Origin of the sequence: Kitasatospora azatica KCTC 9699 (assembly GCF_000744785.1) — a bacterium.
Classification (GTDB): domain Bacteria; phylum Actinomycetota; class Actinomycetes; order Streptomycetales; family Streptomycetaceae; genus Kitasatospora; species Kitasatospora azatica.
The window spans coordinates 2,267,581-2,292,244 of the sequence record NZ_JQMO01000002.1 but is presented as its reverse complement, the minus strand read 5'-3'; the positions used below and the strand labels follow the sequence as shown (position 1 = coordinate 2,292,244).

Annotated in this window: 27 protein-coding genes; 15 read left to right on the top strand and 12 right to left on the bottom strand. The window is 70.2% G+C overall.

Annotated features, from left to right (window positions below):
- The 12 genes from BR98_RS42520 (at position 1) to BR98_RS10470 (ending at position 9,888) form a co-directional block, all read left to right on the top strand.
- A complete protein-coding gene (locus BR98_RS42520; RefSeq protein WP_407639444.1) occupies positions 1-270 on the top strand; it encodes a helix-hairpin-helix domain-containing protein in 270 nt (89 codons plus the stop codon).
- Positions 267-1,178 (top strand): RNase adapter RapZ, encoded by a 912-nt coding sequence (gene rapZ, locus BR98_RS10520; RefSeq protein WP_407639428.1) that lies wholly within the window; start codon positions 267-269, stop codon positions 1,176-1,178. The genes BR98_RS42520 and rapZ overlap by 4 nt, the downstream gene beginning before the upstream one ends.
- A 45-nt stretch (positions 1,179-1,223) precedes the next feature.
- Positions 1,224-2,303: a gluconeogenesis factor YvcK family protein gene (locus BR98_RS10515; protein ID WP_035841999.1), complete on the top strand. Its 1,080-nt coding sequence runs from the start codon at positions 1,224-1,226 to the stop codon at positions 2,301-2,303.
- Positions 2,294-3,274, top strand: coding sequence for a DNA-binding protein WhiA (whiA, locus tag BR98_RS10510; RefSeq protein ID WP_035841998.1), 981 nt, complete (start codon positions 2,294-2,296; stop codon positions 3,272-3,274). Before BR98_RS10515 ends, whiA begins: the two co-directional genes overlap by 10 nt.
- Positions 3,275-3,450: 176 nt before the next feature.
- A complete protein-coding gene (gene gap / locus BR98_RS10505) occupies positions 3,451-4,455 on the top strand; it encodes a type I glyceraldehyde-3-phosphate dehydrogenase (RefSeq protein WP_035841995.1) in 1,005 nt (334 codons plus the stop codon).
- A gap of 159 nt (positions 4,456-4,614) precedes the next feature.
- Positions 4,615-5,820 carry a phosphoglycerate kinase gene (locus BR98_RS41075; RefSeq protein ID WP_035841992.1) on the top strand — a complete coding sequence of 402 codons (1,206 nt, stop codon included), beginning with the start codon at positions 4,615-4,617 and terminating at the stop codon, positions 5,818-5,820.
- A gap of 3 nt (positions 5,821-5,823) precedes the next feature.
- On the top strand, positions 5,824-6,609 hold the full coding sequence (gene tpiA, locus BR98_RS41070) for a triose-phosphate isomerase (RefSeq protein WP_035841984.1): 786 nt from the start codon (positions 5,824-5,826) through the stop codon (positions 6,607-6,609).
- Positions 6,610-6,704: 95 nt separating this feature from the next.
- Positions 6,705-6,941 carry a preprotein translocase subunit SecG gene (gene secG / locus BR98_RS10490; protein WP_035841981.1) on the top strand — a complete coding sequence of 79 codons (237 nt, stop codon included), beginning with the start codon at positions 6,705-6,707 and terminating at the stop codon, positions 6,939-6,941.
- 142 nt (positions 6,942-7,083) lie between these two features.
- On the top strand, positions 7,084-7,419 hold the full coding sequence (locus BR98_RS10485) for an RNA polymerase-binding protein RbpA (RefSeq protein WP_035841977.1): 336 nt from the start codon (positions 7,084-7,086) through the stop codon (positions 7,417-7,419).
- Between the two features lie 152 nt (positions 7,420-7,571).
- A complete protein-coding gene (locus tag BR98_RS10480) occupies positions 7,572-7,976 on the top strand; it encodes a GntR family transcriptional regulator (protein WP_035841973.1) in 405 nt (134 codons plus the stop codon).
- Positions 7,973-8,860 (top strand): ATP-binding cassette domain-containing protein, encoded by an 888-nt coding sequence (locus tag BR98_RS10475; protein WP_035841970.1) that lies wholly within the window; start codon positions 7,973-7,975, stop codon positions 8,858-8,860. The genes BR98_RS10480 and BR98_RS10475 overlap by 4 nt, the downstream gene beginning before the upstream one ends.
- Positions 8,857-9,888, top strand: a complete 1,032-nt coding sequence (locus BR98_RS10470) for an ABC transporter permease subunit (RefSeq protein ID WP_051969542.1) — start codon at positions 8,857-8,859, stop codon at positions 9,886-9,888. Before BR98_RS10475 ends, BR98_RS10470 begins: the two co-directional genes overlap by 4 nt.
- Before the next feature lie 94 nt (positions 9,889-9,982).
- On the opposite strand, the gene pgl is transcribed toward BR98_RS10470, so the two are convergent.
- From pgl to tkt, 5 genes are all read right to left on the bottom strand, one after another.
- Positions 9,983-10,768: a 6-phosphogluconolactonase gene (pgl, locus tag BR98_RS10465; RefSeq protein WP_035841966.1), complete on the bottom strand. Its 786-nt coding sequence runs from the start codon at positions 10,766-10,768 to the stop codon at positions 9,983-9,985.
- A complete protein-coding gene (opcA, locus tag BR98_RS10460; protein ID WP_035841963.1) occupies positions 10,765-11,928 on the bottom strand; it encodes a glucose-6-phosphate dehydrogenase assembly protein OpcA in 1,164 nt (387 codons plus the stop codon). Before opcA ends, pgl begins: the two co-directional genes overlap by 4 nt.
- Positions 11,925-13,454 carry a glucose-6-phosphate dehydrogenase gene (gene zwf / locus BR98_RS10455; protein WP_035843928.1) on the bottom strand — a complete coding sequence of 510 codons (1,530 nt, stop codon included), beginning with the start codon at positions 13,452-13,454 and terminating at the stop codon, positions 11,925-11,927. The genes opcA and zwf overlap by 4 nt, the downstream gene beginning before the upstream one ends.
- Before the next feature lie 90 nt (positions 13,455-13,544).
- The gene (gene tal, locus BR98_RS10450) at positions 13,545-14,690 is read right to left on the bottom strand and encodes a transaldolase (protein ID WP_035841961.1); all 1,146 of its coding nucleotides are present in this window, start codon (positions 14,688-14,690) and stop codon (positions 13,545-13,547) included.
- Positions 14,691-14,738: 48 nt separating this feature from the next.
- Complete coding sequence (tkt, locus tag BR98_RS10445; protein ID WP_035841957.1) at positions 14,739-16,838, bottom strand: transketolase; 2,100 nt, start codon at positions 16,836-16,838, stop codon at positions 14,739-14,741.
- Between the two features lie 436 nt (positions 16,839-17,274).
- Between tkt and BR98_RS10440 the strand changes: the two genes are divergently transcribed.
- A complete protein-coding gene (locus BR98_RS10440) occupies positions 17,275-18,216 on the top strand; it encodes a heme o synthase (protein WP_035843926.1) in 942 nt (313 codons plus the stop codon).
- A gap of 69 nt (positions 18,217-18,285) precedes the next feature.
- On the opposite strand, the gene BR98_RS10435 is transcribed toward BR98_RS10440, so the two are convergent.
- Positions 18,286-18,930: a DUF2461 domain-containing protein gene (locus BR98_RS10435; RefSeq protein WP_035841954.1), complete on the bottom strand. Its 645-nt coding sequence runs from the start codon at positions 18,928-18,930 to the stop codon at positions 18,286-18,288.
- A 90-nt stretch (positions 18,931-19,020) separates the two neighbouring features.
- Between BR98_RS10435 and BR98_RS10430 the strand changes: the two genes are divergently transcribed.
- Positions 19,021-19,350 carry a hypothetical protein gene (locus BR98_RS10430; protein WP_035841951.1) on the top strand — a complete coding sequence of 110 codons (330 nt, stop codon included), beginning with the start codon at positions 19,021-19,023 and terminating at the stop codon, positions 19,348-19,350.
- Positions 19,351-19,462: 112 nt separating this feature from the next.
- On the opposite strand, the gene BR98_RS10425 is transcribed toward BR98_RS10430, so the two are convergent.
- Positions 19,463-20,419, bottom strand: a complete 957-nt coding sequence (locus tag BR98_RS10425) for a COX15/CtaA family protein (RefSeq protein ID WP_035841948.1) — start codon at positions 20,417-20,419, stop codon at positions 19,463-19,465.
- Between the two features lie 158 nt (positions 20,420-20,577).
- Here BR98_RS10425 and BR98_RS10420 point away from each other — a divergent pair, with 158 nt between their 5' ends.
- Positions 20,578-21,114 (top strand): flavoprotein, encoded by a 537-nt coding sequence (locus tag BR98_RS10420; RefSeq protein WP_035841945.1) that lies wholly within the window; start codon positions 20,578-20,580, stop codon positions 21,112-21,114.
- A gap of 12 nt (positions 21,115-21,126) precedes the next feature.
- Here the strand turns inward: BR98_RS10420 and BR98_RS10415 are convergent, their stop codons facing one another.
- The 5 genes from BR98_RS10415 to BR98_RS36200 all read right to left on the bottom strand — a co-directional run bounded on the left by BR98_RS10415 (position 21,127) and on the right by BR98_RS36200 (position 24,388).
- A complete protein-coding gene (locus tag BR98_RS10415; RefSeq protein WP_035841942.1) occupies positions 21,127-21,840 on the bottom strand; it encodes a hypothetical protein in 714 nt (237 codons plus the stop codon).
- Positions 21,841-21,862: 22 nt separating this feature from the next.
- On the bottom strand, positions 21,863-22,552 hold the full coding sequence (locus tag BR98_RS10410) for a pentapeptide repeat-containing protein (RefSeq protein ID WP_051969541.1): 690 nt from the start codon (positions 22,550-22,552) through the stop codon (positions 21,863-21,865).
- A gap of 65 nt (positions 22,553-22,617) precedes the next feature.
- Entirely contained in the window at positions 22,618-22,791 is a 174-nt protein-coding gene (amcA, locus tag BR98_RS39170; RefSeq protein ID WP_157537587.1) for a multiple cyclophane-containing RiPP AmcA, read from the bottom strand.
- Positions 22,788-23,936 carry a cyclophane-forming radical SAM peptide maturase AmcB gene (gene amcB / locus BR98_RS10405; RefSeq protein WP_035841940.1) on the bottom strand — a complete coding sequence of 383 codons (1,149 nt, stop codon included), beginning with the start codon at positions 23,934-23,936 and terminating at the stop codon, positions 22,788-22,790. Before amcB ends, amcA begins: the two co-directional genes overlap by 4 nt.
- The gene (locus BR98_RS36200) at positions 23,936-24,388 is read right to left on the bottom strand and encodes an ATP-binding protein (RefSeq protein ID WP_083976242.1); all 453 of its coding nucleotides are present in this window, start codon (positions 24,386-24,388) and stop codon (positions 23,936-23,938) included. Before BR98_RS36200 ends, amcB begins: the two co-directional genes overlap by 1 nt.
- Between the last annotated feature and the right edge of the window lie 276 nt (positions 24,389-24,664).

Genomic DNA, 24,664 nt, shown 5'->3' with positions numbered 1-24,664 from the left:
CTGGACGCCGTCCCCGGGCTGGGCGAGACCCGGCGCACCGCGCTGCTCAAGCACTTCGGCTCGGTGAAGAAGCTGCGCGCCGCCACGGTCGAGCAGATCTGCGAGGTCCCCGGGATCGGTCGGCGCACCGCCGAGACTGTTGTCGCGGCGTTGTCCTCCCGGACACCCACGACATTCGCCGTGAACACCGCCACAGGCGAGATCATGGAGGAGGCCGTGCAGCAGAGCACGGCAAGCACGGCAAGCACTGAGAGCGGGGAACCGAAGTGACTCTGTCCGACGATGGGGGTACCACCCGGCCGGAGGCCGGCGGCGAGACCGCCCCGGAGCTGGTGATCATCTCCGGCATGTCCGGAGCCGGTCGCAGCACGGCGGCCAAGTGCCTGGAGGACCTCGGCTGGTTCGTGGTCGACAACCTGCCGCCCGCACTGATCCCCACCATGGTCGACCTCGGCGCCCGCTCGCAGGGCGCGGTGGCCCGGATCGGCGTGGTGATCGACGTCCGCGGCCGGCAGTTCTTCGACGACCTGCGGGCCTCGCTGGAGGAGCTGGACAAGCGCGGCACCCGGCTGCGGGTGGTCTTCCTGGAGTCCAGTGACGACGCCCTGGTCCGCCGCTTCGAGAGCGTGCGCCGCCCGCACCCGCTGCAGGGCGACGGCCGGATCGTGGACGGCATCGCCCAGGAGCGCGACCTGCTGCGCGAACTGCGCGGCGAGGCGGACCTGGTGATCGACACCACCGACCTCAACGTGCACCAGCTGCGGGCCAAGCTGGACGCCCAGTTCGCCGACCACGACGAGCCGGAGCTGCGCTGCACCGTGATGAGCTTCGGTTTCAAGTACGGCCTGCCGGTCGACGCCGACCTGGTGGTGGACTGCCGCTTCCTGCCCAACCCGCACTGGGTCCCCGAGCTGCGGGCCCGCACCGGCACCGACCCGGAGGTCGCCGACTACGTCTTCCAGCAGGTCGGTGCCAAGGAGTTCCTGGACGGTTACACCGAGCTCCTGCGTATTGTCACCGAGGGTTATCGGCGAGAGGGTAAGCGGTACATGACCCTTGCCGTAGGCTGCACCGGTGGCAAGCATCGCAGCGTGGCCATGTCCGAGCGGCTGACGAAGCGTCTGATCGCCGACGGCGTGGAGACGGTGCTGGTGCACCGCGACATGGGACGGGAGTAGCGGCGGTCCCCAGCACCGCCGACCGGACAGGAACGTGGGGTAGGTGTGACGGGATACTCGCCAGGGCGGCAGACCCAGAACAAGGCCGCTGAGCGGGGATCCCCGGGCGCATCGAGGAGAACGCCCCCGAACGTCAAGGGAGCGGCGCCGCGGATCACCGCGCTGGGCGGCGGGCAGGGCCTGTCCGCCTCGCTCTCCGCACTGCGCCGGCTCACCTCGGACCTGACCGCCGTGGTCACCGTCGCCGACGACGGCGGCTCCAGCGGCCGGCTGCGGGCCGAGCTCGGCGTGCTGCCGCCCGGCGACCTGCGCAAGGCGCTGGCCGCGCTGTGCGGGGACGACGACTGGGGCCGCACCTGGTCCGAGGTGATCCAGCAGCGCTTCTCCGGCACCGGCGAGCTGGGCGGCCACGCGGTCGGCAACCTGCTGATCGTGGCCCTGTGGGAGAAGCTCGGCGACCCGGTGACGGCGCTGGAATGGGTCGGCCGACTGCTCAACGTGCAGGGCCGGGTGCTGCCCATGTCGGCCGTCCCGCTGGACATCGAGGCCCAGGTGCGCGGCCACGACCCGGCCCACCCGGCCGCCGTCACCGCGGTGCGCGGCCAGGCCAGCGTGGCCGTCACCCCGGGCACCGTGCAGTCGGTCCGGCTGCTGCCCGAGCAGCCGCCCGCGGTGCCCGAGGCGGTGGCCGCGGTGCTGGAGGCGGACTGGGTGGTGCTCGGTCCGGGCTCCTGGTTCACCAGCGTGCTGCCGCACCTGCTGGTGCCCGAGCTGGCCGAGGCCCTGGTCAAGACCAAGGCCCGCCGGCTGCTCTGCCTCAACCTGGCCCCGCAGCCGGGCGAGACCGAGGGCTTCACCCCGCAGCGTCACCTGGAGGTGATCGCCGACCACGCCCCGGAACTGGGCGTGGATGCGATCCTGGTGGACGAGCGGGCGGTCACCGGCGGCGCCTTCGGGGTCGCCGACCTGGCCGGCCTGGAGAAGGCGGCCGAGCGGATGGGCGCGGCGCTGGTGCTGGACACGGTGGCCGCCGCGGACGGTACCCCGCGACACGACCCGGAGCTTCTGGCCGCCGCGTACGACCGGATTTTCCGGACACATGGAAGGATCGGCCCATGGCGATGACGGCAGCGGTGAAGGACGAAATCTCGCGGCTCCCTGTCACCCGGGCCTGCTGTCGCAAGGCTGAGGTGTCGGCGATCCTGCGATTCGCGGGCGGACTGCACATTGTGAGCGGTCGGATCGTGATCGAGGCGGAACTCGACACCGGCATTGCGGCCCGGCGGCTGCGCAAGGACCTGCTGGAGATCTTCGGGCACGCATCCGAACTGGTGGTGATGGCCCCCAGCGGCCTGCGGCGCGGCAGCCGGTACGTGGTTCGGGTGATCAAGGACGGTGAGTTGCTGGCCCGGCAGACCGGGCTGGTGGACGGGCGCGGTCGCCCGATCCGGGGCCTGCCCCCGGCGGTGGTGTCCGGTGCGACCTGTGACGCCGAGGCGGCCTGGCGCGGCGCCTTCCTGGCGCACGGCTCGCTCACCGAGCCCGGCAGGTCCTCCTCGCTGGAGATCACCTGCCCCGGCTCGGAGGCGGCGCTGGCCCTGGTCGGCGCGGCCCGTCGGCTCGGCATCCCGGCCAAGGCCCGCGAGGTGCGCGGCGCCGACCGGGTGGTGATCCGCGACGGCGACGCGATCGGCGCGCTGCTCACCCGGCTCGGCGCGCACGAGTCGGTGCTGGCCTGGGAGGAGCGCCGACTGCGCCGCGAGGTGCGGGCCACCGCCAACCGGCTGGCCAACTTCGACGACGCCAACCTGCGCCGCTCGGCCCGCGCGGCCGTCGCGGCCGGGGCCCGGGTGCAGCGGGCCCTGGAGATCCTCGGCGACGAGGTCCCCGAGCACCTGGCCGCGGCCGGCCAGCTGCGGATGCAGCACAAGCAGGCCTCGCTCGAGGAGTTGGGCGCGCTGGCCGACCCGCCGCTGACCAAGGACGCGGTGGCCGGCCGGATCCGTCGGCTGCTGGCGATGGCCGACAAGCGCGCGATGGAGCTGGGCCTGCCCAGCACCGAGGCGAACCTGACCGAGGAAATGGCGCTCAACTGACCGTCCTGCTATGGCGTGGTGTACTCGGTTGACCTCCACAAGTACGCCACGCCAAGGGCTTGACCATGGGCTGATGTGCCCTGGCCGCGCCCAGCGAGGTAGGGTCATGGGTGGTCGGGGACATCCCATTTCCACCCCGTCGGCATAGCCCGGCGTACCTCAGAGGAGATCGGTTCGTGACGATCCGGGTAGGCATCAACGGATTCGGCCGCATCGGCCGCAACTTCTTCCGTGCGGTCAAGTCTCAGGGCGCGGACATCGAGATCGTCGGTGTCAACGACCTGACCGACACCAAGACCCTGGCTCACCTGCTCAAGTACGACTCCATCCTGGGCACCCTCCAGGCTGAGGTCACCCACACCGCGGACAGCATCACGGTGGACGGCCACACCTTCAAGGTGATCGCCGAGCGCGACCCGGCCAACCTCCCCTGGGGCGAGCTGGGCGTGGACATCGTGATCGAGTCCACCGGCATCTTCACCAAGGCCGACCAGGCCAAGAAGCACGTCGCCGCCGGCGCCAAGAAGGTCATCATCTCGGCGCCCGCCACCGACGAGGACGTCACCATCGTGATGGGCGTCAACGACGACAAGTACGACGCGGCGAACCACACCGTCATCTCCAACGCCTCCTGCACCACCAACTGCGTGGCGCCGCTGGCGAAGGTGCTGAACGAGAACTTCGGCATCGTCAAGGGTCTGATGACCACGGTGCACGCGTACACCAACGACCAGGTCACCCTTGACTTCCCGCACAAGGACCTGCGTCGGGCCCGTGCCGCCGCGCTGAACATCATCCCGACCTCCACCGGTGCCGCCAAGGCCACCGCGCTGGTGCTGCCGGAGCTCAAGGGCAAGCTGGACGGCACCTCGCTGCGCGTCCCGGTCCCGACCGGCTCGATCACCGACCTGGTCGTCACCCTGGAGCGCGAGGTCACCGTCGAGGAGGTCAACGCGGCCTTCCAGAAGGCCTCCGAGGGTTCCCTCAAGGGCATCCTGCAGTACACCGAGGACCCGATCGTCTCCTCCGACATCGTGAACTCGCCGTTCTCCACGATCTTCGACTCGCTGATGACCATGGTCCAGGGCAACCAGGTCAAGGTCTTCGGCTGGTACGACAACGAGTGGGGCTACTCGAACCGCCTCGTCAACCTGACCTCCCTGGTCGGCGGCCAGCTCTGACGCAGCGGGAGCTGACGTGATGTGAGGAGCAGGGCCCGGACGGCACGCACCACCGCCGCCGGGCCCTGCTCCTGCCCGCCCTCACCTGTCAAATCCCACCGGCGGCCCGGCGCTGTGCCGCCCCCAGCGCCACCCCCCTCTCTCTGGAGATCGAAGACCGTGAAGACCATCGACGACCTCGATGTGGCCGGCAAGCGGGTTTTCGTCCGCGCCGACCTCAACGTGCCGCTCAGCGGCAGCACCATCACCGACGACGGCCGGATCCGCGCCGTCGCCCCGACGATCGCCTCGCTGCTGGAGCGCGGCGCCAAGGTGATCGTCGCCTCGCACCTCGGCCGTCCCAAGGGCGAGCCGGACCCGCAGTACTCGCTCGCGCCGGCCGCCGTGCGCCTCGGTGAGATCCTCGGCAAGCCGGTCGCCTTCGCGACCGACACCGTGGGTGACAGCGCGAAGGCCACCGTCGCCGCCCTGGCCGACGGCGAGGTCACGCTGCTCGAGAACCTGCGCTTCAACGCCGGTGAGACCAGCAAGGACGACGCCGAGCGCGCCGCCTTCGCCGACCAGCTGGCGGCCCTGGCCGACCTGTACGTCGGCGACGGCTTCGGCGCCGTGCACCGTAAGCACGCCTCGGTCTACGACCTGCCGGCCCGGCTGCCGCACGCGGCCGGCCTGCTGATCGAGAAGGAGGTGGCCGTCCTCAAGAAGCTCACCGACGAGGTGGCCCGCCCCTACGTGGTGGTGCTCGGCGGCGCCAAGGTCTCCGACAAGCTCGCGGTGATCGACAACCTGCTGGGCAAGGCCGACCGGATCCTGGTCGGCGGCGGCATGGCGTACACCTTCCTCAAGGCCCAGGGCCACGAGGTCGGCCTGTCGCTGCTGCAGGAGGACCAGATCCCGGTCGTCCTGGAGTACCTGCAGCGGGCCAAGGACAACGGCGTCGAGTTCGTGCTGCCGGTGGACGTCGCGGTCTCCTCGGACTTCCCGGACACCAAGACGCACAAGCCCGTCGAGGACTTCGAGATCGTCGACGCCGACAAGATCCCGGCCACCAAGGAGGGCCTGGACGTCGGCCCGAAGAGCCAGGTGCTGTTCGCCGAGAAGCTGGCCGACGCGGCCACCATCTTCTGGAACGGCCCGCTCGGAGTCTTCGAGCACCCGACCTTCGCGGAGGGCTGCAAGGCCGTCGCCCAGGCGCTGATCGACTCTGATGCGTTCACCGTGGTCGGTGGCGGCGACTCCGCCGCGGCCGTGCGCATCCTGGGCTTCGACGAGACGAAGTTCGGACACATCTCGACCGGTGGCGGCGCGAGCCTCGAGTACCTCGAGGGCAAGACGCTCCCCGGTCTCGCCGCCCTGGAAGGCTGACACATGAGCGAGCGTCTCCCGCTGATGGCGGGCAACTGGAAGATGAACCTCAACCACCTCGAGGCCATCCAGCACACCCAGAAGCTGGCCTTCGCGCTGGCCGACAAGGACTACGCGGCCGTCGAGGTCGCCGTGCTGACCCCCTTCACCGACCTGCGCTCGGTGCAGACCCTGGTGGACGGCGACAAGCTGAAGATCAAGTACGGCGCCCAGGACATCTCGGCGCACGACTCCGGTGCCTACACCGGCGAGGTCTCCGGCCCGATGCTGGCCAAGCTGAAGTGCACCTACGCGGTGATCGGCCACTCGGAGCGCCGCCAGTACCACGGCGAGAACGAGCAGATCGTCAACGCCAAGGTGAAGGCCGCCTACCGCAACGGGATCCTGCCGATCCTGTGCATCGGCGAGCCGCTGGAGATCCGCAAGGCCGGCACCCACGTCGAGTACACGCTGGCCCAGCTGGACGGCGCGCTGGCCGAGGTGCCGGCGAGCGACGTCGAGCAGATCGTCGTCGCGTACGAGCCGGTCTGGGCGATCGGCACCGGCGAGGTGGCCACCCCGGAGGACGCGCAGGAGGTCTGCGCGGCGATCCGGGCCCGGCTGGCCGAGCTGTACGACGCCGAGCTGGCCGACAAGGTCCGCATCCTGTACGGCGGTTCCGTGAAGTCCTCGAGCGCGGCCGGCCTGATGGCCAAGCCCGACGTGGACGGCGCGCTGATCGGCGGGGCCTCGCTGGACGCCGACGAGTTCGTCAAGATCGTGCGGTACCGCGAGCAGGCGGTAGGCTAACGCCCTCGCAGCAACGTACTCTTTGGGCCGGGCCTCCTTCCCAGGGGGTCCGGCCCTTCGCCAAACGAGCCTTGTTCTAGAGAGTTGGTCCCGCCGTGATTCTCGGGTTCTCGATCGCCCTGATCATCTTCAGTGCGCTGATGGTCCTCCTGGTGCTGCTGCACAAGGGGAAGGGCGGCGGCCTGTCCGACATGTTCGGCGGCGGCGCGATGTCCGCCGGCGGCGGTTCCGCGGTGGCCGAGCGCAACCTGGACCGGATCACCATCATCGTCGGCCTGGGTTGGTTCGCCTGCATCGTCGTACTGGGTCTGCTGATCAAGGTCAAGAGCTGATTCGGACTCAGTTGTGCAGGCGGTGCGGACAGATCCTTATCCACTCCGTACACTAGGACAACTTGCCACTGTCCGCAGCGGGCGGCCGGTCGGCAGCGCCTGGGCACACCCAGGCGGTTAAGGGCACGCAGGGAGTCAGACCGTGGCAAGTGGCAACGCCATCCGTGGCAGCAGGGTCGGGGCCGGCCCGATGGGTGAGGCGGAGCGCGGCGAGTCCGCCCCCCGCAACCGGATCTCCTTCTGGTGCGCCAACAAGCACGAGACGCGCCCCAGCTTCGCTGCCGAGGCCGTCATCCCGGACACTTGGGACTGCCCGCGCTGCGGGTTCCCGGCCGGGCAGGACGAGCACAACCCGCCGGCGCCCTCGCGCAACGAGCCGTACAAGACGCACCTCGCCTACGTCCGTGAGCGTCGCACCGACGCCGACGGCGAGGCGATCCTCGCCGAGGCGCTGGCCAAGCTGCGCGGCGAGATCTGACGCTGCTCGAGCCTGAGCGCGGGCGGTGGACCTGAGGGTCCACCGCCCGCGCTCTTTCGTTTTCGCGTGCACCGGCGTTCCCCCTCGACTTGACGATCATGGCACCCCTGCATCACCATTCCACTAATGCCTTAGTGGAATGGTGATGCAGGATGGAATACCGCATCGACCGGCACAGCGGGGTGGCCACATACCTGCAGATCGTGCAGCAGACCAAGCACGCGCTGCGGCTGGGCCTGCTGGTGCCGGGGGACAAGCTGCCGACCGCCAAGGAGGTGGTGGCGGCGACGGCGATCAACCCGAACACGGTGCTCAAGGCCTACCGGGAGCTGGAGCGGGAGGGGCTGGTCGCACCCCGGCCCGGGCTCGGCACCTTCGTGCTGCGCTCGCTGGCCCGGGAGGAGGCCGGCACCGACTCGCCGCTGCGCGCCGAGCTGGCCGGCTGGGCCGCCCGGGCCCGGCAGGCCGGACTGGACCGGGACGACGTCGCCGCACTCGTGGCATCCGTGGTGGAGCAGGAGTTCGCCGACCGGCGAACTCAGGAGGGGAACCGATGACCGAGCTACACCCCGCCCTGGCCGCACACGGCCTCGGCAAGCGTTACCGGCGCGGTTGGGCGCTGCGGGACTGCACCTTCCGGCTGCCGGCCGGACGGATCTGCGCCCTGGTCGGGCCGAACGGTGCGGGCAAGAGCACCCTGCTCGCGCTGGCGGCGGGCCTGTTGACGCCCACCGACGGCCGGATCGAGCGGCCGGCCGGCGCCGGGCTGGCGTACGTCGCGCAGGACAAGCCGCTCTACCCGGGCTTCCGGGTCGCCGAGATCCTGCGGATGGGCCAGGAGCTGAACCCCGGCTGGGACCAGGCCAAGGCCGAACTGGTCCTGGCCGACGGCGGATTCCCGCTGAGCGCCCGGGTCGGCTCGCTCTCCGGCGGCCAGCGCACCCGGGTCTCACTGGCCCTGGCCCTCGGCCAGCGGCCCGACCTGCTGCTGCTCGACGAGCCGATGGCCGACCTCGACCCGTTGGCCCGCCACCAGGTGATGGGCCTGCTGATGGCCGAGGCCGCCGAACGCGGGCTCACCGTGCTGATGTCCTCGCACGTGATCGCCGAACTCCAGGAAGCCTGCGACTACCTGGTGCTGATGGCCCGTGGCCAGGTCCGGCTGGCCGGTGACATCGAGGAACTGCTCGCCGCCCACCGGGTGTTGGTCGGCCCGCAGACCGCGGCCGCCGCACTGGCCGGGCACCTGGTGGTGGAGGCCCGCGAGACCGGTCGCCAACTGACCGCCCTGGTCCGCCCGTCCGGCCCGGTGGCCGATCCCTGGGAGACCACCGCCCCGACCCTGGAGGAACTGTTGCTCGCCCATCTGCGCGCTCAGGACGCCCCCGCCCTGCTGACCGCCGAGGCGCAGGCCGAGCAGCCGATGGAGGTGGCGGCGTGATCCGGACGGAGGAGGTGAGCGCCCCGGCCCCGACTCCGGCCACCGCCGCAACTGCGGAGCGGGGGCGGCTGCGGCTGCGCGGTCTCGGCTGGCTGATGTGGCGTCAGCTGCGGCTGCCGGTCTGGGGCTGGCTGGCCCTGGTGGCGGTGGCCGCGGTGGCGGCGGTGGTGTTCCACGCGCGGGAGGTCTCGTACTTCAGCAGCCACCAGATCGCGGGCTGCGCCGAGATCAGCCTGGATCCCGCCTGCCAGCAGCCCGGGATCCAGCAGTCGGTGATGGAGTTCCGCACCACCTACGGGGAGCCGCTCAAGCTGGCCGGCCTGGCGCTGCTGCTCCTACCGGTCGGGCTCGGCGCCGCACTGGGCGCGCCGCTGCTGGCCCAGGAGTTGGAGCGCGGCACCTGGAAGGTGGTGCTGACCCAGCCGGTGAGCCGGACCCGCTGGGTGCTGGCGAAGCTGGCGGCGGTCGCGCTGTCGGCCGGTCTCGGCTCGGTGGCGCTGATGCTGATCTACCGCTGGGTCTGGCAGCCGGGGGCCAACGACGTCTCGGGGATCGCCTGGTACAGCACGGTCTTCTTCGCCTCCGGCGGCCCGGTGCTGGTGTCCACCGTGCTGCTCGCCCTGGCCGTGGGCGCGCTGGCCGGGGCGGTGCTGCGGCGCACGCAGCCGGCGATGGCGGCCACCGTCGTACTGGTGGGCCTGCTGCAGTACGGGCTGGACACCCTGCGCCCGTACCTGTGGGGCTGGCAGACCGAACTGGTCTCCCGCTCCGAACTGCCGAACAACACCTGGGGCTTCGCCCAGGGCTTCATGACCCCGAGCGGCACCCGGCTGCCGTACGACATCTGCGGCCGCCAGCTGGACTACCTGAGCTGCACCAAGCGCTACGCGGACGCCAGGGAGTACACCGACCTGCACCACGTGGCGGACTACTGGCCGCTGCAGCTGGTCGAGTCGGGCATCGGCCTGGCGCTGGCGCTCGCGCTGGTCGTCGGCACCCTCTACTGGGTCCGGCGCCGACTGGGCTGAGCCGCCCCGGAAAGGCAGCGGGACAGCGCACCTGGTCGGTGCACCGTCCCGCTGCCGTGCTGTGCCGTGCTGTGTGCTGTGCTGTGACAGACCGTCAGGCCGAGGCCGGCGGGTAGAGCTGCGGCGGCAGTTTGGCCGCAGCCGCGCGGTCCAGCAGCCAGAGTGTGCGGACCGTGCCGTACGCACCCGAGGCCGGGGCCAGCAGCTCGCCCGGACCGGACAGGGCCAGCGCCACGGCGTCCGCCTTGTCCTCACCGGCCGCCAACAGCCAGACCTCGCGCGCCGCCCGGATGGCCGGCAGGGTCAGCGAGATCCGGGTGGGCGGAGGCTTGGGCGCCCCGCGCACCCCGACCACCGTGCGCGCGGTCTCCCGCACGCCCGGGTGCTCGGGGAAGAGCGAGGCCACGTGGGTGTCCGGGCCGACCCCGAGCAGCAGCACGTCGAAGGCGGGCACCCGGCCGCGGTCCTGCGGACCCGCGGCCTTGGCCAGCTCCTCGGCGTACCGCTCGGCGGCGGCCTCCACGTCGGCGCCGTCGACGCCGTCCGAGGCGGGCATGAAGTGCACCCGGGCCGGGTCCAGCGGGACCCGGCCGAGCAGCTCGTCGGTGGCCTGCACCGCGTTGCGCTCGGGATCGGCGGAGGGGACGAAGCGCTCGTCGCCCCACCACAGGTCCAGCCGGGACCAGTCCACCGCGTCCCGGGCCGGGGACTCGGCGATGGCCGCGAGCAGCGCATTGCCGTTGCGGCCGCCGGTGAGCACCACGGAGGCGGTGCCCCGGGCGGACTGCGCGTCGACGATCCTGGTGATCAGTCGCGCGGCGGCCGCCTGGGCCATCAGCTCCTTGTCGCGGTGCACCACCAGCTGCGGGACCGGGGTCATGCGCCGCTCCGCTTGCGGGCGGTGGCCTTCTTCGTGGTGGCCGCCTTCTTGGCCGCGGGGGCCTTCTTGGCAGCCGCCGTCTTCGTTGCAGCGGGCTGCGCCACGGCGGGCTGCTCGGCGGCGGGGACCTTGGCGGTCACCATGGGCGTGGCCACCGCGGCCTCGACCACGGTGCTGCCCGCCGCCGCGGCCGGATCGGCCTCGACGACGGCGCCGGCCGGAGCCCGGCCCTTCGACGTGTTCAGGCTCTTCACGCCGGTGCGAACCGCCGCCGCGTAGATGTCGTCCGGGTCGAGCCGGCGCAGCTCCTCGGCGATCAGCTCGGCGGTCTCGCGCCGCTTGAGCGCCACCATCCGGTCCGGAGCACCGGGGATGGAGAGGGTGCCCATCAGGCCGTCCGGCCGGTCGAGCACGATCTCGCCGTCCCGGGTGCGCAGCCGCACCGCGGTGATGCCCGGGCCGCCGCTGACCACCCGGTCCACCGGCACCCGCAGGCGGTCGTGCAGCCAGAGCCCGAGCAACTCCACGCTCGGGTTGTACGACTCGCCCTCGACCACCGCGGAGGTGACCTTGGTGGGCTTCTGGTCCAGGGCGGCGGCCAGCATCGAGCGCCAGCCGGTGATCCTGGTCCAGGCGAGGTCGGTGTCACCCGGGCTGTAGCTCTCGGCCCGGACCGCCAGCTGGTCGACCGGCGACTCGGCGGTGACCGCGTCGGTGATCCGGCGCTGGGCGATCGCACCCAGCGGGTCCTGCGCGGCGTGCAGCGGCGCGTTCTCCGGCCACCAGACCACCACGGGGGCGTCCGGCAGCAGCAGCGGCAGCACCACGGACTGCGCGTGCGAGACCAGCTCGCCGTGCATCCGCAGCACCACCGTCTCGCCCGAGCCGGCGTCCGAGCCGACCAGGATCTCGGCGTCCAGCCGGGTCCCGGCGCGGGCCCGCGGCGAACGCCCGGCCCGCTTGATCACCGCCAGGATCCGCGAGGGGTGCTCACGGGAGGCGTCGTTCGCGGCCTTGAGGGCGTCGTACGCGCTGCCCTCGTCCACCACGATGACGAGCGTGAGAACCATCCCGGCCGCGGTGGAACCGCTGGCCCGGCGGGCGTCCATCAGAGCACTGTTGATCTTGCTGGACGTGGTGTCCGTCAGGTCGATCTTCATGGCCGGCGCCAGCTCCTGCCGTCTCGTGCGAGCATCTCGTCCGCCTCGGCCGGACCCCAGGTGCCGGCCGGGTACTGCGCGGGCTTGCCGTGCTGGTCCCAGTACTTCTCGATCGGGTCGAGGATCTCCCAGGAGAGCTCGACCTCCTGGTGCCGCGGGAAGAGGTTGGCGTCACCGAGGAGCACGTCCAGGATGAGCCGCTCGTAGGCCTCCGGGCTGGACTCGGTGAACGACTCGCCGTAGGCGAAGTCCATCGTGACGTCCCGGACCTCCATCGAGGTCCCCGGCACCTTGGAACCGAACCGCACCGTGACGCCCTCGTCCGGCTGCACCCGGATCACCAGGGCGTTCTGCCCCAGCTCCTCGGTCGCGTAGGAGTCGAACGGCAGGTACGGGGCCCGCTGGAAGACCACCGCGATCTCGGTCACCCGGCGGCCCAGGCGCTTGCCCGTGCGCAGGTAGAACGGGACCCCGGCCCAGCGCCGGTTGTTGATCTCCAGCTTGATCGCCGCGTAGGTGTCGGTCTTGGACTCGGGGTCGATGCCGTCCTCGTCCAGGTACCCGACCACCTCCTCGCCGCCCTGCCAGCCGGACGCGTACTGGCCGCGCACGGTGTGCCGGCCGAGGTCCTTGGGCAGCTGCACGGCGCTGAGCACCTTGAGCTTCTCCGCGACCAGGGCCTTGGGGTGGAACGAGGCCGGCTCCTCGATGGCGGTCAGCGCCATCAGCTGGAGCAGGTGGTTCTGGATCACGTCACGGGCCGAGCCGATGCCGTCGTAGTACCCGGCGCGGCCCCCGATGCCGATGTCCTCGGCCATGGTGATCTGCACGTGGTCCACGTAGGACCGGTTCCAGATCGGCTCGAACATCGAGTTGGCGAAGCGCAGCGCCAGGATGTTCTGGACCGTCTCCTTGCCGAGGTAGTGGTCGATCCGGAATACCTCGTCGCGCGGGAAGACCTCGTGCACGACCTTGTTGAGCTCCTGAGCGCTCGTCAGGTCGTGACCGAAGGGCTTCTCGATCACCGCACGGCGCCAGGAGCCCTGCGGCGGGTCGGCCAGGCCGTGCTTCTTCAACTGCTGGACCACGTTGGGGAAGAACTTCGGGGGCACCGAGAGGTAGAAGGCGAAGTTGCCGCTGGTGCCCTGTGCCTTGTCCAGGTCCTCGATGGTCTGGCGCAGCGTCTCGAAGGCCTCGTCGTCGTCGAAGGTGCCCTGGACGAACCGCATGCCCTTGGCGAGCTGCTGCCACACCTCCTCACGGAAGGGGGTGCGTGCGTGCTCCTTGACGGCGTCGTGCACCTCCTTCGCGAAGTCCTCGTGCTCCCACTCGCGGCGGGCGAAGCCCACCAGTGAGAAACCCGGCGGCAGCAGGCCGCGGTTGGCCAGGTCGTAGATCGCCGGCATCAACTTCTTCCGGGAGAGGTCCCCGGTGACGCCGAAGATGACCAGGCCGGACGGGCCGGCGATGCGCGGCAGCCGGCGGTCCGCCGGGTCGCGCAGCGGGTTCGCGGGCAACTGCGGGATCTCGCCTTGCGTCACCTCGGCCCCCTCAAGGTCGGGAAATGCCTGTGCATTGCTCACTGATGGGCTCCGCTTCAGTGCAGTCGAGCAGGGTCACTTACCTTCGGCGAAGGAGGCCAGCGAGGCGGTCACCGTGTCGAGCAGCTCCTGCCAGGAGACCTCGAACTTGCTGACGCCCTCGTCCTCCAGGACCTGCACCACGTCGTCGTAGTCGACGCCGACCGCGGCCAGCGCGTCCAGCACGCCCTGCGCCTCGGCGTAGCCGCCGGTGATGGTGTCACCGGTCACCACGCCGTGGTCGCCGGTGGCGTCCAGGGTGGCCTCGGGCATGGTGTTGACGGTGCCGGGGGCCACCAGCTCGGTCACGTACAGGGTGTCCGGCAGCGCCGGGTCCTTCACGCCGGTCGAGGCCCAGAGCGGACGCTGCGGCTTGGCACCGGCCGCCTCCAGGGCGGTCCAGCGGTCGCTGGCCGGCTTCTTGCCGTCCACCGAGCCGAAGACCTCCTCGTACGCCTGGTAGGCGAGCCGGGCGTTGGCCAGCGCGGCCTTGGAGCGCAGCGACTTGGCCTCGTCGGTGCCGATCGCGTCGAGCCGCTTGTCGATCTCGCTGTCCACCCGGGACACGAAGAAGGAGGCGACCGACTCGATCGAGGACAGGTCGATGCCCTTGGCCCTGGCCTCCTCGAGACCGGTCAGGAAGGCGTCGATCACGGCCTTGTAGCGGTCCAGCGAGAAGATCAGCGTGACGTTGACGCTGATGCCCCGGCCGATCACCTCGCTGATCGCGGGCAGGCCGGCCTTGGTGGCCGGGATCTTGATGAAGATGTTCGGACGGTCCACCAGCCACCACAGCTGCTTGGCCTCGGCCACGGTGGGCGCGGTCTGGTGGGCCAGCCGCGGGTCCACCTCGATCGAGACCCGGCCGTCGCGGCCGTTGCTCGCGTCGTACACCGAGCGCAGCACGTCGGCGGCGTCCCGCACGTCCGAGGTGGTGATCATGCGGATCGCCTCGTCGGTGGTGACCTTGCGCACCGCGAGGTCGCGCAGCTGGCCGTCGTAGGAGGTGTCGCCGCTGCCGGCGATCGCCTTCTGGAAGATGGTCGGGTTGGTGGTGACACCGACGACGTGCTTGCTCTGCACCAGTTCGGCCAGGTTGCCGCTGTTCAGCCGGGCGCGGCTGAGGTCGTCCAGCCAGATCGCCACGCCTTCGTCGCTGAGGCGCTTCAATGCGTCAGTCATACTGCTCAGTCCTTCGTGTCTATCAGTGGTTCAGGAAGCGGGCGGGGTCTAGCGGTTGACGGCTTCCAGCGAGCGCAGCGACTTGTGGGCGGCGTGCGTCACGGCCTCGGCGGTGATGCCGAACTCCTGGTACAGCACCTGGTAGTCGGCCGACGCGCCGAAGTGGTCCAGGCTGACGATCTGGCCGTGGTCGCCCACGAACTCGCGCCAGCCCTGGGCGATCCCGGCCTCGACCGAGACCCGGGCCTTGACGGTGGGCGGCAGCACCTGGTCGCGGTACGCCTGGTCCTGCTCGTGGAACCACTCGACGGACGGCATCGAGACCACGCGGGTGGGGATGCCCTCGGCCTCCAGTGTCTCGCGCGCCTGGACCGCCAGCTGAACCTCGGAGCCGGTGCCGATCAGGATCACCTGCGGGGCGCCGTTGGAGGCCTCGGCCAGCACGTAGCCGCCCTTCGCGGTGCCGTCGGCCGAGCCGAAGACCTCGCGGTCCCAGGTCGGCACGCCCTGGCGGGTCAGCGCCAGGCCGACCGGGCCGGGGTGGGTGGTCTGGCGCTCCAGGACGGTGCGCCAGGCGACCGCGGTCTCGTTGGCGTCGGCCGGGCGGACCACCGACAGGCCCGGGATGGCGCGCAGCGCGGCCAGGTGCTCGACCGGCTGGTGGGTCGGGCCGTCCTCGCCGAGGCCGATCGAGTCGTGCGTCCAGACGTAGGTGACCGGCAGCTTCATCAGCGCGGCCAGCCGGACCGCCGGGCGCATGTAGTCCGAGAAGACCAGGAAGGTGCCGCCGTACACGCGGGTCTTGCCGTGCAGCGCGATGCCGTTCATGGCCGAGCCCATGGCGTGCTCGCGGATGCCGAAGTGGATGGTCCGGCCGTACGGGTTGGCGCCCTTGAGCGGGTTGTCCTCGGGGAGGAAGGAGCTGCCCTCGTCGATCGTGGTGAGGTTGGACTCCGCGAGGTCGGCCGAGCCGCCCCACAGCTCCGGGATCACCGCGCCGAAGGCCTTCAGGGTGTCGCCGCCGGCCTTGCGGGTGGCGACGTCCTTGCCGGCCGGGAAGACCGGGAGCAGCTTCTTCCAGCCGTTGGGCAGCTCGCCGGCCTGGATCCGGTCGAACTCGGCCGCGCGCGACGGGTCGCTGGCGCGCCACTCCAGGTAGGACTTCTCCCACTCGGCACGGGCCGCCTTGCCGCGCTGGATCACCTGACGGGCGTGGCTGAGCACCTCGTCGGTGACCTCGAAGGTGCGCTCGGGGTCGAAGCCCAGCACCTTCTTGGTGGCGGCGATCTCGGCGGCGCCGAGCGCGGAGCCGTGCGCCTTGGCGGTGTTCTGCGCGTCCGGGGCCGGCCAGGCGATGATCGTGCGCATCGCGATGATCGACGGGCGCGAGGTCTCGGCCTTGGCGGCGGCCAGCGCGGCGCCCAGCTCCTGGACGTCGATGTCGCCGTTGCTCTTCGGGGCGACCCGCTGCACGTGCCAGCCGTACGCCTCGTAGCGGTGCAGCACGTCCTCGGAGAAGGCGGTGTGGGTGTCGCCCTCGATCGAGATGTGGTTGTCGTCGTAGAGCGCGACCAGGTTGCCCAGCTTCTGGTGGCCGGCCAGCGAGGAGGCCTCGGCGGAGATGCCCTCCTCCAGGTCGCCGTCGGAGACGATGGCCCAGATGGTGTGGTCGAACGGCGAGCTGCCCTCGGGCGCCTGCGGGTCGAACAGGCCACGCTCGTAGCGGGCCGCCATCGCCATGCCCACCGCGTTGGCGATGCCCTGGCCGAGCGGACCGGTGGTGGTCTCCACGCCGGCGGTGTGGCCGTGCTCCGGGTGGCCCGGGGTGCGGCTGCCGTGCACCCGGAAGGACTTCAGGTCGTCCAGCTCCAGGCCGTAGCCGGAGAGGAAGAGCTGGGTGTACAGGGTCATGCTGGTGTGACCCGGGGACAGCACGAAGCGGTCCCGGCCCACCCAGTTGGGGTCGGTCGGGTCATGGCGCAGAAAGCGCTGGAAGATGACGTAGGCGGCAGGGGCCAGGGCCATAGCGGTACCCGGGTGCCCGTTCCCGACCTTCTGTACTGCGTCCATGGCCAAAACGCGGGCCGTGTCCACCGTTCGCTCGTCAAGGTCGGACCACTCGATTGCGTTCGTCGGCGTCGTGCTCACCCTTCTCAGGGCTCCTTCCGTATTGAACTGTGACCCCGTGAAGGGACCGGGTCGGCCACCACACTGTGGGCCTGACGCTTGATCGGTAGTGCCGGTCACGGAGGGCTGTTCCCGCTTCTCCGGGCGAGCCTACCGTCAGTGCCGGGGCCCGCCTTCCGATCGCCCACAACCCGGCATTTCGCGGCCAGATTCCCAGTCGCACTGTGTGCAGTGCATCAGGGGCACCCATCCCACCTTGGCCTGGTTTGTCCCGGGTCGCGCTCCGCTGAACTGGGCAGTTCACCCACGGGGGTGCGGTCGGGCCCCGTCAGCCGACCCCGGAGCCGATCGGCGGATCGGAACCGTCTAAGGTGGCGTGGTACGCGCAGCGTGAACGGATTCACGAGCTCCTCGGAACCGGAACGCCTGCGAAGATTCATCTTCAGTTGGGGTGTTCGTGACCGCCGTCGAATCCCGCCCCGCCGGGGACAGTGGGACGACCCCCACCCCTCGGTCGTTCGGGGCCCGTCTAGGGGCATTCGTCGCACTGACCAAGCCGCGGATCATCGAGCTGCTGCTGATGAGCACGGTCCCGGTGATGTTCCTGGCGCAGCGCGGGGTCCCGAACCTGGTCCTGGTGCTGGCGGTGGTCGTCGGCGGCTACCTGTCGGCGGGCGGCGCCAACGCGCTCAACATGTACATCGACCGCGACATCGACGCCGTGATGAGCCGCACCGAGCGGCGGCCGCTGGTCACCGGGATGGTCTCGCCGCGCGAGGCGATGGTCTTCGGCATCGCGCTGGGCGTGGTCTCCACCCTCTGGCTCGGCTTCCTGGTGAACTGGCTGGCCTCCGGGCTGGCGCTGGCCGGCTACCTCTTCTACGTCTTCGTCTACACCCTGGGCCTGAAGCGGCGCACCGCGCAGAACATCGTCTGGGGCGGCATCGCCGGCTGCATGCCGGTGCTGGTGGGCTGGGCGGCGGTGACCGGCTCGCTGAGCTGGGCGCCGTTCGTGCTCTTCCTGGTGATCTTCTTCTGGACGCCGCCGCACTACTGGCCGCTCTCCATGAAGGTGCGCGAGGACTACGCCAAGGCCGGCGTGCCGATGCTGCCGGTCACGGCGGGCAACCTGGCCGTGGCCCGACAGATCGTCATCTACAGCTGGGTCATGGTCGCGGTCTCGCTGGCCCTGTGGCCGCTGGCGCACACCAGCTGGCTGTACCCCGTCTCGGCGGTGCTGCTGGGCGCGTTCTGGCTCAAGGAGGCGCACGGGCTGTATGCGCGCGCCAAGGCCGGAGTGGTGGGCGCGAAGCTCAAGGAGATGCGGCTGTTCCACTGGTCGATCACCTACCTGACGCTGCTGATGGTGGCGATCGCGGTGGATCCGTTCCTGCGGTAGTCCTCCAGCCTTCTTTTCTCCCTGCCTTCCTGCTTTCCTGCTTTCCTACCTCCCTGTCTTCCTGTCTTCCTACCGTCTCGGCGGTTCCTGGCTCGGCCCCACCCGGGTGCCGAGCCAGTCCTTCAACGGCCGGGCACCGCGCAGGAAGGCGGCGATCCGGGTCTTGGCCTCGGCGGTGCCAAGCCAGGGCTCCACCGGCCACTCCTGCCAGGCGATCAGCCCCTTGTGCCGCAGCAGTTCGATCCGCGGATGGTCCTTCGGGTAGCCGCGCGGGGCGCTCTTCAGCGAGCTCACCCCGACCACGCCGATGTCCTTCTTCGCCAGCTGGGCGATCACCCGCTCCAACTCCCGGCCGGTCACCTCCTCGTCGACCGCGCGCCGGTAGCGGTCCAGCTGATCCGTCGCCAGCTGGTACATGCCCAGGCCGGACGCCAGCCCGTTGGCCGAGAGCTGGATGTAGCCGCCCTGCTCCAGGAAGGCGCCCAGGTGGGTCTTGTACGGGGACTTGTCGGCGCTGAACCGCAGGTCGCGGTTGGGCCGGAAGATCTTGCCGGGGCCGAACTCGCCCTCCAGCTCCGCCAGCAGCTCGGCGGTCGGCCCGTGCACCGCCTCGTCGTAGAGCGCCTTGTGGGCGGTCCAGTAGGTCTTCGAGTTGTCGGCCTCGAGGCCCTCGTAGAAGTCGAGGGCCTCGGCCGGCCAGCCGTGGAAGGTCATGGGGCCAGGCTAGGGCCAGGTGGCGCGCTGTGGCCCGTGGCACACGCCCCTGCCGTCGCCAGCCCCGCTACCCGTGGGTAGCATGCGGACATGAGCAGCGCAGAGACCCTCGCCCCCGCCTCGGACGCCCGTGCCGAGCGCCGCGCCAAGCGCATCGCCAAGAACCTCACCGCGTTCAGCAAGCAGCACGGCGGCAGCGCCGACGCCGTGGTGGAGTACGTCGGCCGGGTCGCCACCCGGATCGTCCTGGTCGGCGCGGACGGCTCCTGGGGCGACCAGGTCGCGCCCAGCTACGCCGTCGGCCGCCGCGCCGCCGAGCTGGCCGGCCTGACGCTGCACGACTCCTTCGAGGGCGAGCTCGCCCTCAAGGTGCGCACCGGCCCGTACGAGTGGAAGCGGATGGCCGGCATCCAGCTCTGACACTCTGTCGAAGACATTCTGTCGAGCACACAGACAGAGGCCCTGACCCCCAGGTGCGGAGTGGGGTCAGGGCCTCTTGCCTGTCTTCGCCCGTCTATCTGTCTTCGCCCGTCTATACGGCTGCTGTCTCCTGCAGCTGTGCCGGCACCGCGGCGGGCTCGTCCGCCCTGCCGCGCAGCGCCAACGGGATCCGCAGCGCGGCGATCCAGGTCAGCGAGGCGCCCAGCATGTGCAGGCCGACCAGCACCTCGGGCACGTCGGTGAAGTACTGCACGTACCCGATCACCCCTTGGGCCAGCAGCACCAGGAAGAGCTCACGCGCACGGGCCCGGGCGGCCGGCGGCGCCTTGACGGCGGCCAGCACGAAGATGACCGCCAGCGAGAGGCCGACGGTGACGAACGCCAGGTCCGCGTGCACCTGGGCCAGCCGGTCGTAGTTGATCGGGATTCGCGGCACGTCGCTTGAGTCGCCCGGGTGGTGGCCCGCACCGGTCACCAGCGTCCCGGCCACCACCAGCGCGCCGACCACGCCCACCAGGACGTTCGCCAGCTTCCGCAGCGGTTCGGCGACCAGCGCCCTGACCGGCCCGTCCCCCTCCTTGGCCCGTTCCCAGGTCAGCACCGCGACCCAGACCAGCGCCAGCGCGGCAATCATGTGGCAGGCCACGACATAGGGGTTGAGCCCCGCGAGAACGGTGATCCCACCGAGCACCGCGTTGCTCATCACCACCCAGAACTGCGCCCAGCCCAGCCGGGTCAGGCTCCTGCGCCAGACCGGCGCGCAGCGCGCGGCCAGGATGGCCCAGCCGACCGCCGCGCAGAGCACGTACGTCAGCATCCGGTTGGTGAACTCGATGATGCCGTGCACCCCCATCGCAGGCGTCGGCGTCAGGCTCGCGGAGGTGCAGGTCGGCCAGGTACTGCAGCCGAGCCCGGACCCGGTCAGGCGCACCGCGCCACCGGTGACGACGATGACCACGCTCATCGCCAGCGCGATCAGGGCGGCCAGCCGCACCTGGGCGGCGGACGGGTGCCAGCGCTCGGCGAGGAGAGAGAAGGGGGTACGCACGGGTCGATTCTAGGTTGCGGGGCGGGCGATCTTGCGGCGGGGGCACGCAAGGCAAAACGGGACACTTCCGGCGGGCGCTGGACTGGTGGTCCCCTGCATCCGGTAGACCTGAGCGCACGCCGAGCCCCGCCGTTTCCGCCAGGAGTTGGAGTCCAGCCGTGACCGAGCACCGCGAGCCGTTCCTGTACGTCGTCGTCTGCGCCTCAGGCATCGCGGACGGGGTGGGCGAGTTGATCACCGCAGCCCACGCCGAGGGGTGGGGCGTCGGTGTGATCGCCACCCCCACCGCGCTCGGCTTCATAGACCAGCAAGCCATCGAGCTGCAGACCGGCTACCCGATCCGCTCGGCCTGGCGCACGCCCGGCATCCCGCAGCCCCTTCCACCGGCCGACGCCATCGCGGTCGCGCCCGCCACCTTCAACACCATCAACAAGTGGGCCGCCGGCATCTGCGACACACTCGCACTCGGCATCCTCTGCGAGGCGTACGGCCTCGGTATCCCCGTCGCCGTCCAGCCGTACGTCAACTCCGCCCAGGCAGCACACCCCGCGTACGACGACAGCCTGGCCCGCCTCCGCTCCATGGGCGTCCTGCTCGGCGACAGCGTCCCCCACAAGCCCAAGGCCGGCGGAGCCCGCGACAGTTACAACTGGACCCACGTCCTGGACCTGCTTCGTCCCGTGCTGAGCGCGTAGGCCGCCGGGTGCTCAGACCAGGGAGGGCAGAACTCCGCAGGGCCAGCGCCCGAGCCAGAAGGCGGCAGCGGACGGGTGGGGCTGGTCCTGGGTGGACCCGTCGTGGGGGAGCAGTTCGGTCGGGGCAAGGTAGCCCTCGCCTGGAGCCAGGCGGAGGCGATAGATGAGCAGCGGCTGGCGGGCTGCGACGTAGGCCCGGAGGTCATCGGTGTGTGGGTAGCGCTGCTCAGGGTTCTGGTGCATCGCTCGGCAGATCGACTGGATGTCGGTGGCACCGACGAGGAGATAGCGCGTACCGGGTCCGAGGTTGACGCACAGTCGGCGGCGGCCCTGGTGTTTGGTGGTGTACGACAGCTTGTCCCAGTTGTCGACGTGCAGGCCGATGCGGCGGCCATCGGTGTAATTCTCGGTAGTGGTCAGAGCGTTGGCGGAGCTGGCGGCTTGGCCGAGGTAGCTGGCATTCGGGTCGCCGAGGTTGTCTGCCAGCTGGGGGAGCGCGCCGGGGAGGTGACCCGGCAGCTTGATCAGCTCAATCAGCCGAGCGTCATCGGTTAGGGCAGTCGGCCTGAGAGTCCGTGCCTCCTGCGCACTGATGGCCCGCCAGGGGCCCGCCGGCACGACGGCGCCGTTCTCGTATCCGGGCTCGTGGTGGGTATGGCGGGCGGCGGTGACTTCACACCGCCCGCGCAGGGCAGACGAGTTGGTGTAGGCGATGCTGAGGTTCATCTGGTCCCTTCCGGGACCGGGCTCAGCGGCGGTCGTCGAGGGTGTCACCGAAGGTGACGTCGAGCTCGGCGACGAGGGCTTCGGCGAGCTCAGGCTGCTGGGACCGGTCGATGATGATCTTCTTGAGTGTGGTGACGCCCCTCACCGTGGAGAGATCGTTGCCGCGAAGGTCGAGCTCCTTGTACGTGCCACGCCCGAACTCGGTCAGCCGCAGTGTGCAGGCGTCGAAGACGGCCCGGCTCAGGTCACACCCGGTAAAGGTGGCCTCGGTCAGTACGGACTTGGAGAAGGCGACAGGGCCGGTGGCGCGGATGCCCTCCCAGGTCGCGTAATCGAGCTTGCAGCCTTCGAACAGGACGTTGTCCAGGGTGAGGCGGGCCAGGTCGGCGCCCATGAGCCTGCAATTCCGGAAGACGACGCGAGAGAGCTTGCTGTCGCTCCACTGGGTGGAGCCGAGATCGCAGCTGTCGAATTCGACTGAGTCCACCCGGAGATCAGCCAGCTGAACGCGGTCAGCGCGAAGGCCGGTGATACGGCCGGTGATGAGATGGGTCCTCAGCAGGTCGAGTTCGCGCAGATCGGCGTCGGCGTACCGGAAGTCCTGGACGGTGCCGCGAGGGTTCTCCAACGAGGCGACGTTCGTGAGGTAGATGCCGGGCCCGCTGACCTCGGGGAGAGTGATGCTGGTGCGGCCGACGCGGCGGGTGTCCATGGGTTTTCGCTCCTCGAGGATCGGGGCCGGGGCCGCGCAGGTTCGCGGCCCCGACGGTGTGGCGGCTAGCTCGCCTTGTTCCAGTTGTCCCAGGTCGGCCGGTTGTCGAACTTGGGGGTGTTGTTGTTCCAGGTGGGCCGGTTGTCGAACTTGGCAGTCGGGACGAGGCCGGCCGCAGCGGACGTGAGGTCGGTGAGAACCGGGGCCTGGGCCTCGGCCAGGTATTCGAGCATGGTCATTCCGGCTGTTCCTCTCGGACGGTATCGGACAGTGCGGTGATCAGGGCCTGCCTGGACACGCGGCAGTAGTTGGTTTCGGCGCTGTCCAGGCGGCCGTTCTCGAAGTAGCGATTGCCGGCCTGAGCTCCCCGGCAGAAGTCGAAGAACTGGCAACCGGCCTCGCACCTCTCCAGGCCGGTTAGGAACTCGTCCACGTATCGCAGCCGGTGGGCTTTGCCGAGCATGGCGGCGATGGACTCGCTGAGAACGTTCCCGGCCAGGAAGTCGTCGTACTCGGGGGCTGTCACGCCGGCCAGCTCAGGCGACAGCAGCACCACGTCCCCGCTGGAGGAGACAGTTGGGATGGGATCGAGACAGGCCGCCTCGGGGTTGACCTGCTGGCAGGTCCGTAGGGTCTTGAGGTAGTCGCCAAGACGGGCCACCTCCCGCACCGAACTGGTCGGATTACGGCGGGCCCACGCGATCGTGCGGCGCCAGAACTCAGCGGCCTGTTCTATGGTCAGCTGCGGGCGCTCGGTGTTGGCACCCTCGATCTCCTCAATGTTCAGGCCGATCGTGTGGCACCCCAGAGAGGCAAGAAAGCCGAGCAGGGCCTCGGGGCTGCCGATGGCTTGGGTCGTCACCACCGCGATGACGGAGAACGGGATCCCACGCTCCCGCAGACGGCTGATTCCCCGCGTGATCCGGTCGAAGGCAGGGCGGCCTTTTCGGTCGACGCGCTCGGTGTTGAGAGCCGCTGGACCATCAATGCTGACACCGACGCGGAACTGACGCTTCATCAGAAAGTCGCACCAGGCGTCAGTGATCAGAGTGGCATTGGTCTGGACGTAGTGCTGCAACAGGCCGGCCTGCCGGAGCGGCTCGAACGGCCTGGCCAGCTCGGTGAACCGGCGCACGCCGATTGCGAGGGGTTCGCCGGCGTGCCAGACGAGTTCGATGGGATGGTCCGGCGAAGCGAGCTCGGTGGCGGAGGTGGCGATGGCGGCAGCGACCTCGGCGGACATGGGGGCGCGCTTGTGTTTGTCGGGGAGGTAGCAGTAGGTGCAGGCCAGGTTGCAGAAGCTGTCCGGCTGGATGACAAGGGTCGTGGGCTGCGGTGAGATCCACCTGCGGTATCGGGCGGGACTGCTGGGCTGATATGTCATCAGGAATGGCTCCGATGGGTCAGCGGGAGTGGCTGGCAGCCGTGCGGCGCCGGGTCGGTTGGAGCGCACTCGAACCACACGGTCTTGCCGGTGCCGGCAGGCAGCCAACCCCAGCGCAGGGAAAGCGCATCCACCAGGGCGAGGCCTCGCCCCCGCAGTTCGTTGTTTCGGGGCTTGATCACTTCGGGAGGTCGCATGCTGGGGTCCCGTACCTCGACCCGCAGCGTCGTCCCGGTCCAGCGCACGGTGACCTTGCAGCGGGCACCGGTGTGCTCGATCGCGTTGGCGATGATCTCGCCTGCGCACAGCGCCACGTCGCTCAATGTGTCTTCAGACAAGGGCAGTTGCCAGAACCGAACGACGTCCAGCAGCGTGCGACGGGCGATCGGGACGTGTGCCAGTTCCGGCTCGACGCCCCACTCGTAGGGGCACGGGAAGCCGGCCGCCATCATCGTCCACCGCGTGGTGGCGACTGGTCGAAGGCGGTCGAGCTCTCGACCCGGCGGTTGTGTGGAGTAGGGAGGTGTCGCATTGGTGTTCTCCAGCAGTGCGAGGTCATGCCGCCCGGCGCTCTTCCACGGTCACCGTCGGGGGAGCGGCTTCCTGACGCCGGGCGACGTACGCCATTGAATGGCGCGGCAGTTGTCACCGACCAGAGCCGATGACGGGCAGAAACCAGGCATAATCAGCGCACTGGCTTTTCTGACCTCGAAGAACATCCTTTGTGG

What these genes read in the sequence shown, in the direction of transcription:
- whiA (WP_035841998.1), top strand. Translation starts at nt 2,294, where the DNA reads ATGGCGATGACGGCAGCGGTGAAGGACGAAATCTCGCGGCTCCCTGTC.
- tpiA (WP_035841984.1), top strand. Translation starts at nt 5,824, where the DNA reads ATGAGCGAGCGTCTCCCGCTGATGGCGGGCAACTGGAAGATGAACCTC.
- BR98_RS10480 (WP_035841973.1), top strand. Translation starts at nt 7,572, where the DNA reads ATGGAATACCGCATCGACCGGCACAGCGGGGTGGCCACATACCTGCAG.
- BR98_RS10475 (WP_035841970.1), top strand. Translation starts at nt 7,973, where the DNA reads ATGACCGAGCTACACCCCGCCCTGGCCGCACACGGCCTCGGCAAGCGT.
- pgl (WP_035841966.1), bottom strand. Translation starts at nt 10,768, where the DNA reads ATGACCCCGGTCCCGCAGCTGGTGGTGCACCGCGACAAGGAGCTGATG.
- opcA (WP_035841963.1), bottom strand. Translation starts at nt 11,928, where the DNA reads ATGAAGATCGACCTGACGGACACCACGTCCAGCAAGATCAACAGTGCT.
- tal (WP_035841961.1), bottom strand. Translation starts at nt 14,690, where the DNA reads ATGACTGACGCATTGAAGCGCCTCAGCGACGAAGGCGTGGCGATCTGG.
- BR98_RS10435 (WP_035841954.1), bottom strand. Translation starts at nt 18,930, where the DNA reads ATGACCTTCCACGGCTGGCCGGCCGAGGCCCTCGACTTCTACGAGGGC.
- BR98_RS10430 (WP_035841951.1), top strand. Translation starts at nt 19,021, where the DNA reads ATGAGCAGCGCAGAGACCCTCGCCCCCGCCTCGGACGCCCGTGCCGAG.
- BR98_RS10415 (WP_035841942.1), bottom strand. Translation starts at nt 21,840, where the DNA reads ATGAACCTCAGCATCGCCTACACCAACTCGTCTGCCCTGCGCGGGCGG.
- BR98_RS10410 (WP_051969541.1), bottom strand. Translation starts at nt 22,552, where the DNA reads ATGGACACCCGCCGCGTCGGCCGCACCAGCATCACTCTCCCCGAGGTC.
- amcA (WP_157537587.1), bottom strand. Translation starts at nt 22,791, where the DNA reads ATGACCATGCTCGAATACCTGGCCGAGGCCCAGGCCCCGGTTCTCACC.
- amcB (WP_035841940.1), bottom strand. Translation starts at nt 23,936, where the DNA reads ATGACATATCAGCCCAGCAGTCCCGCCCGATACCGCAGGTGGATCTCA.
- BR98_RS36200 (WP_083976242.1), bottom strand. Translation starts at nt 24,388, where the DNA reads ATGATGGCGGCCGGCTTCCCGTGCCCCTACGAGTGGGGCGTCGAGCCG.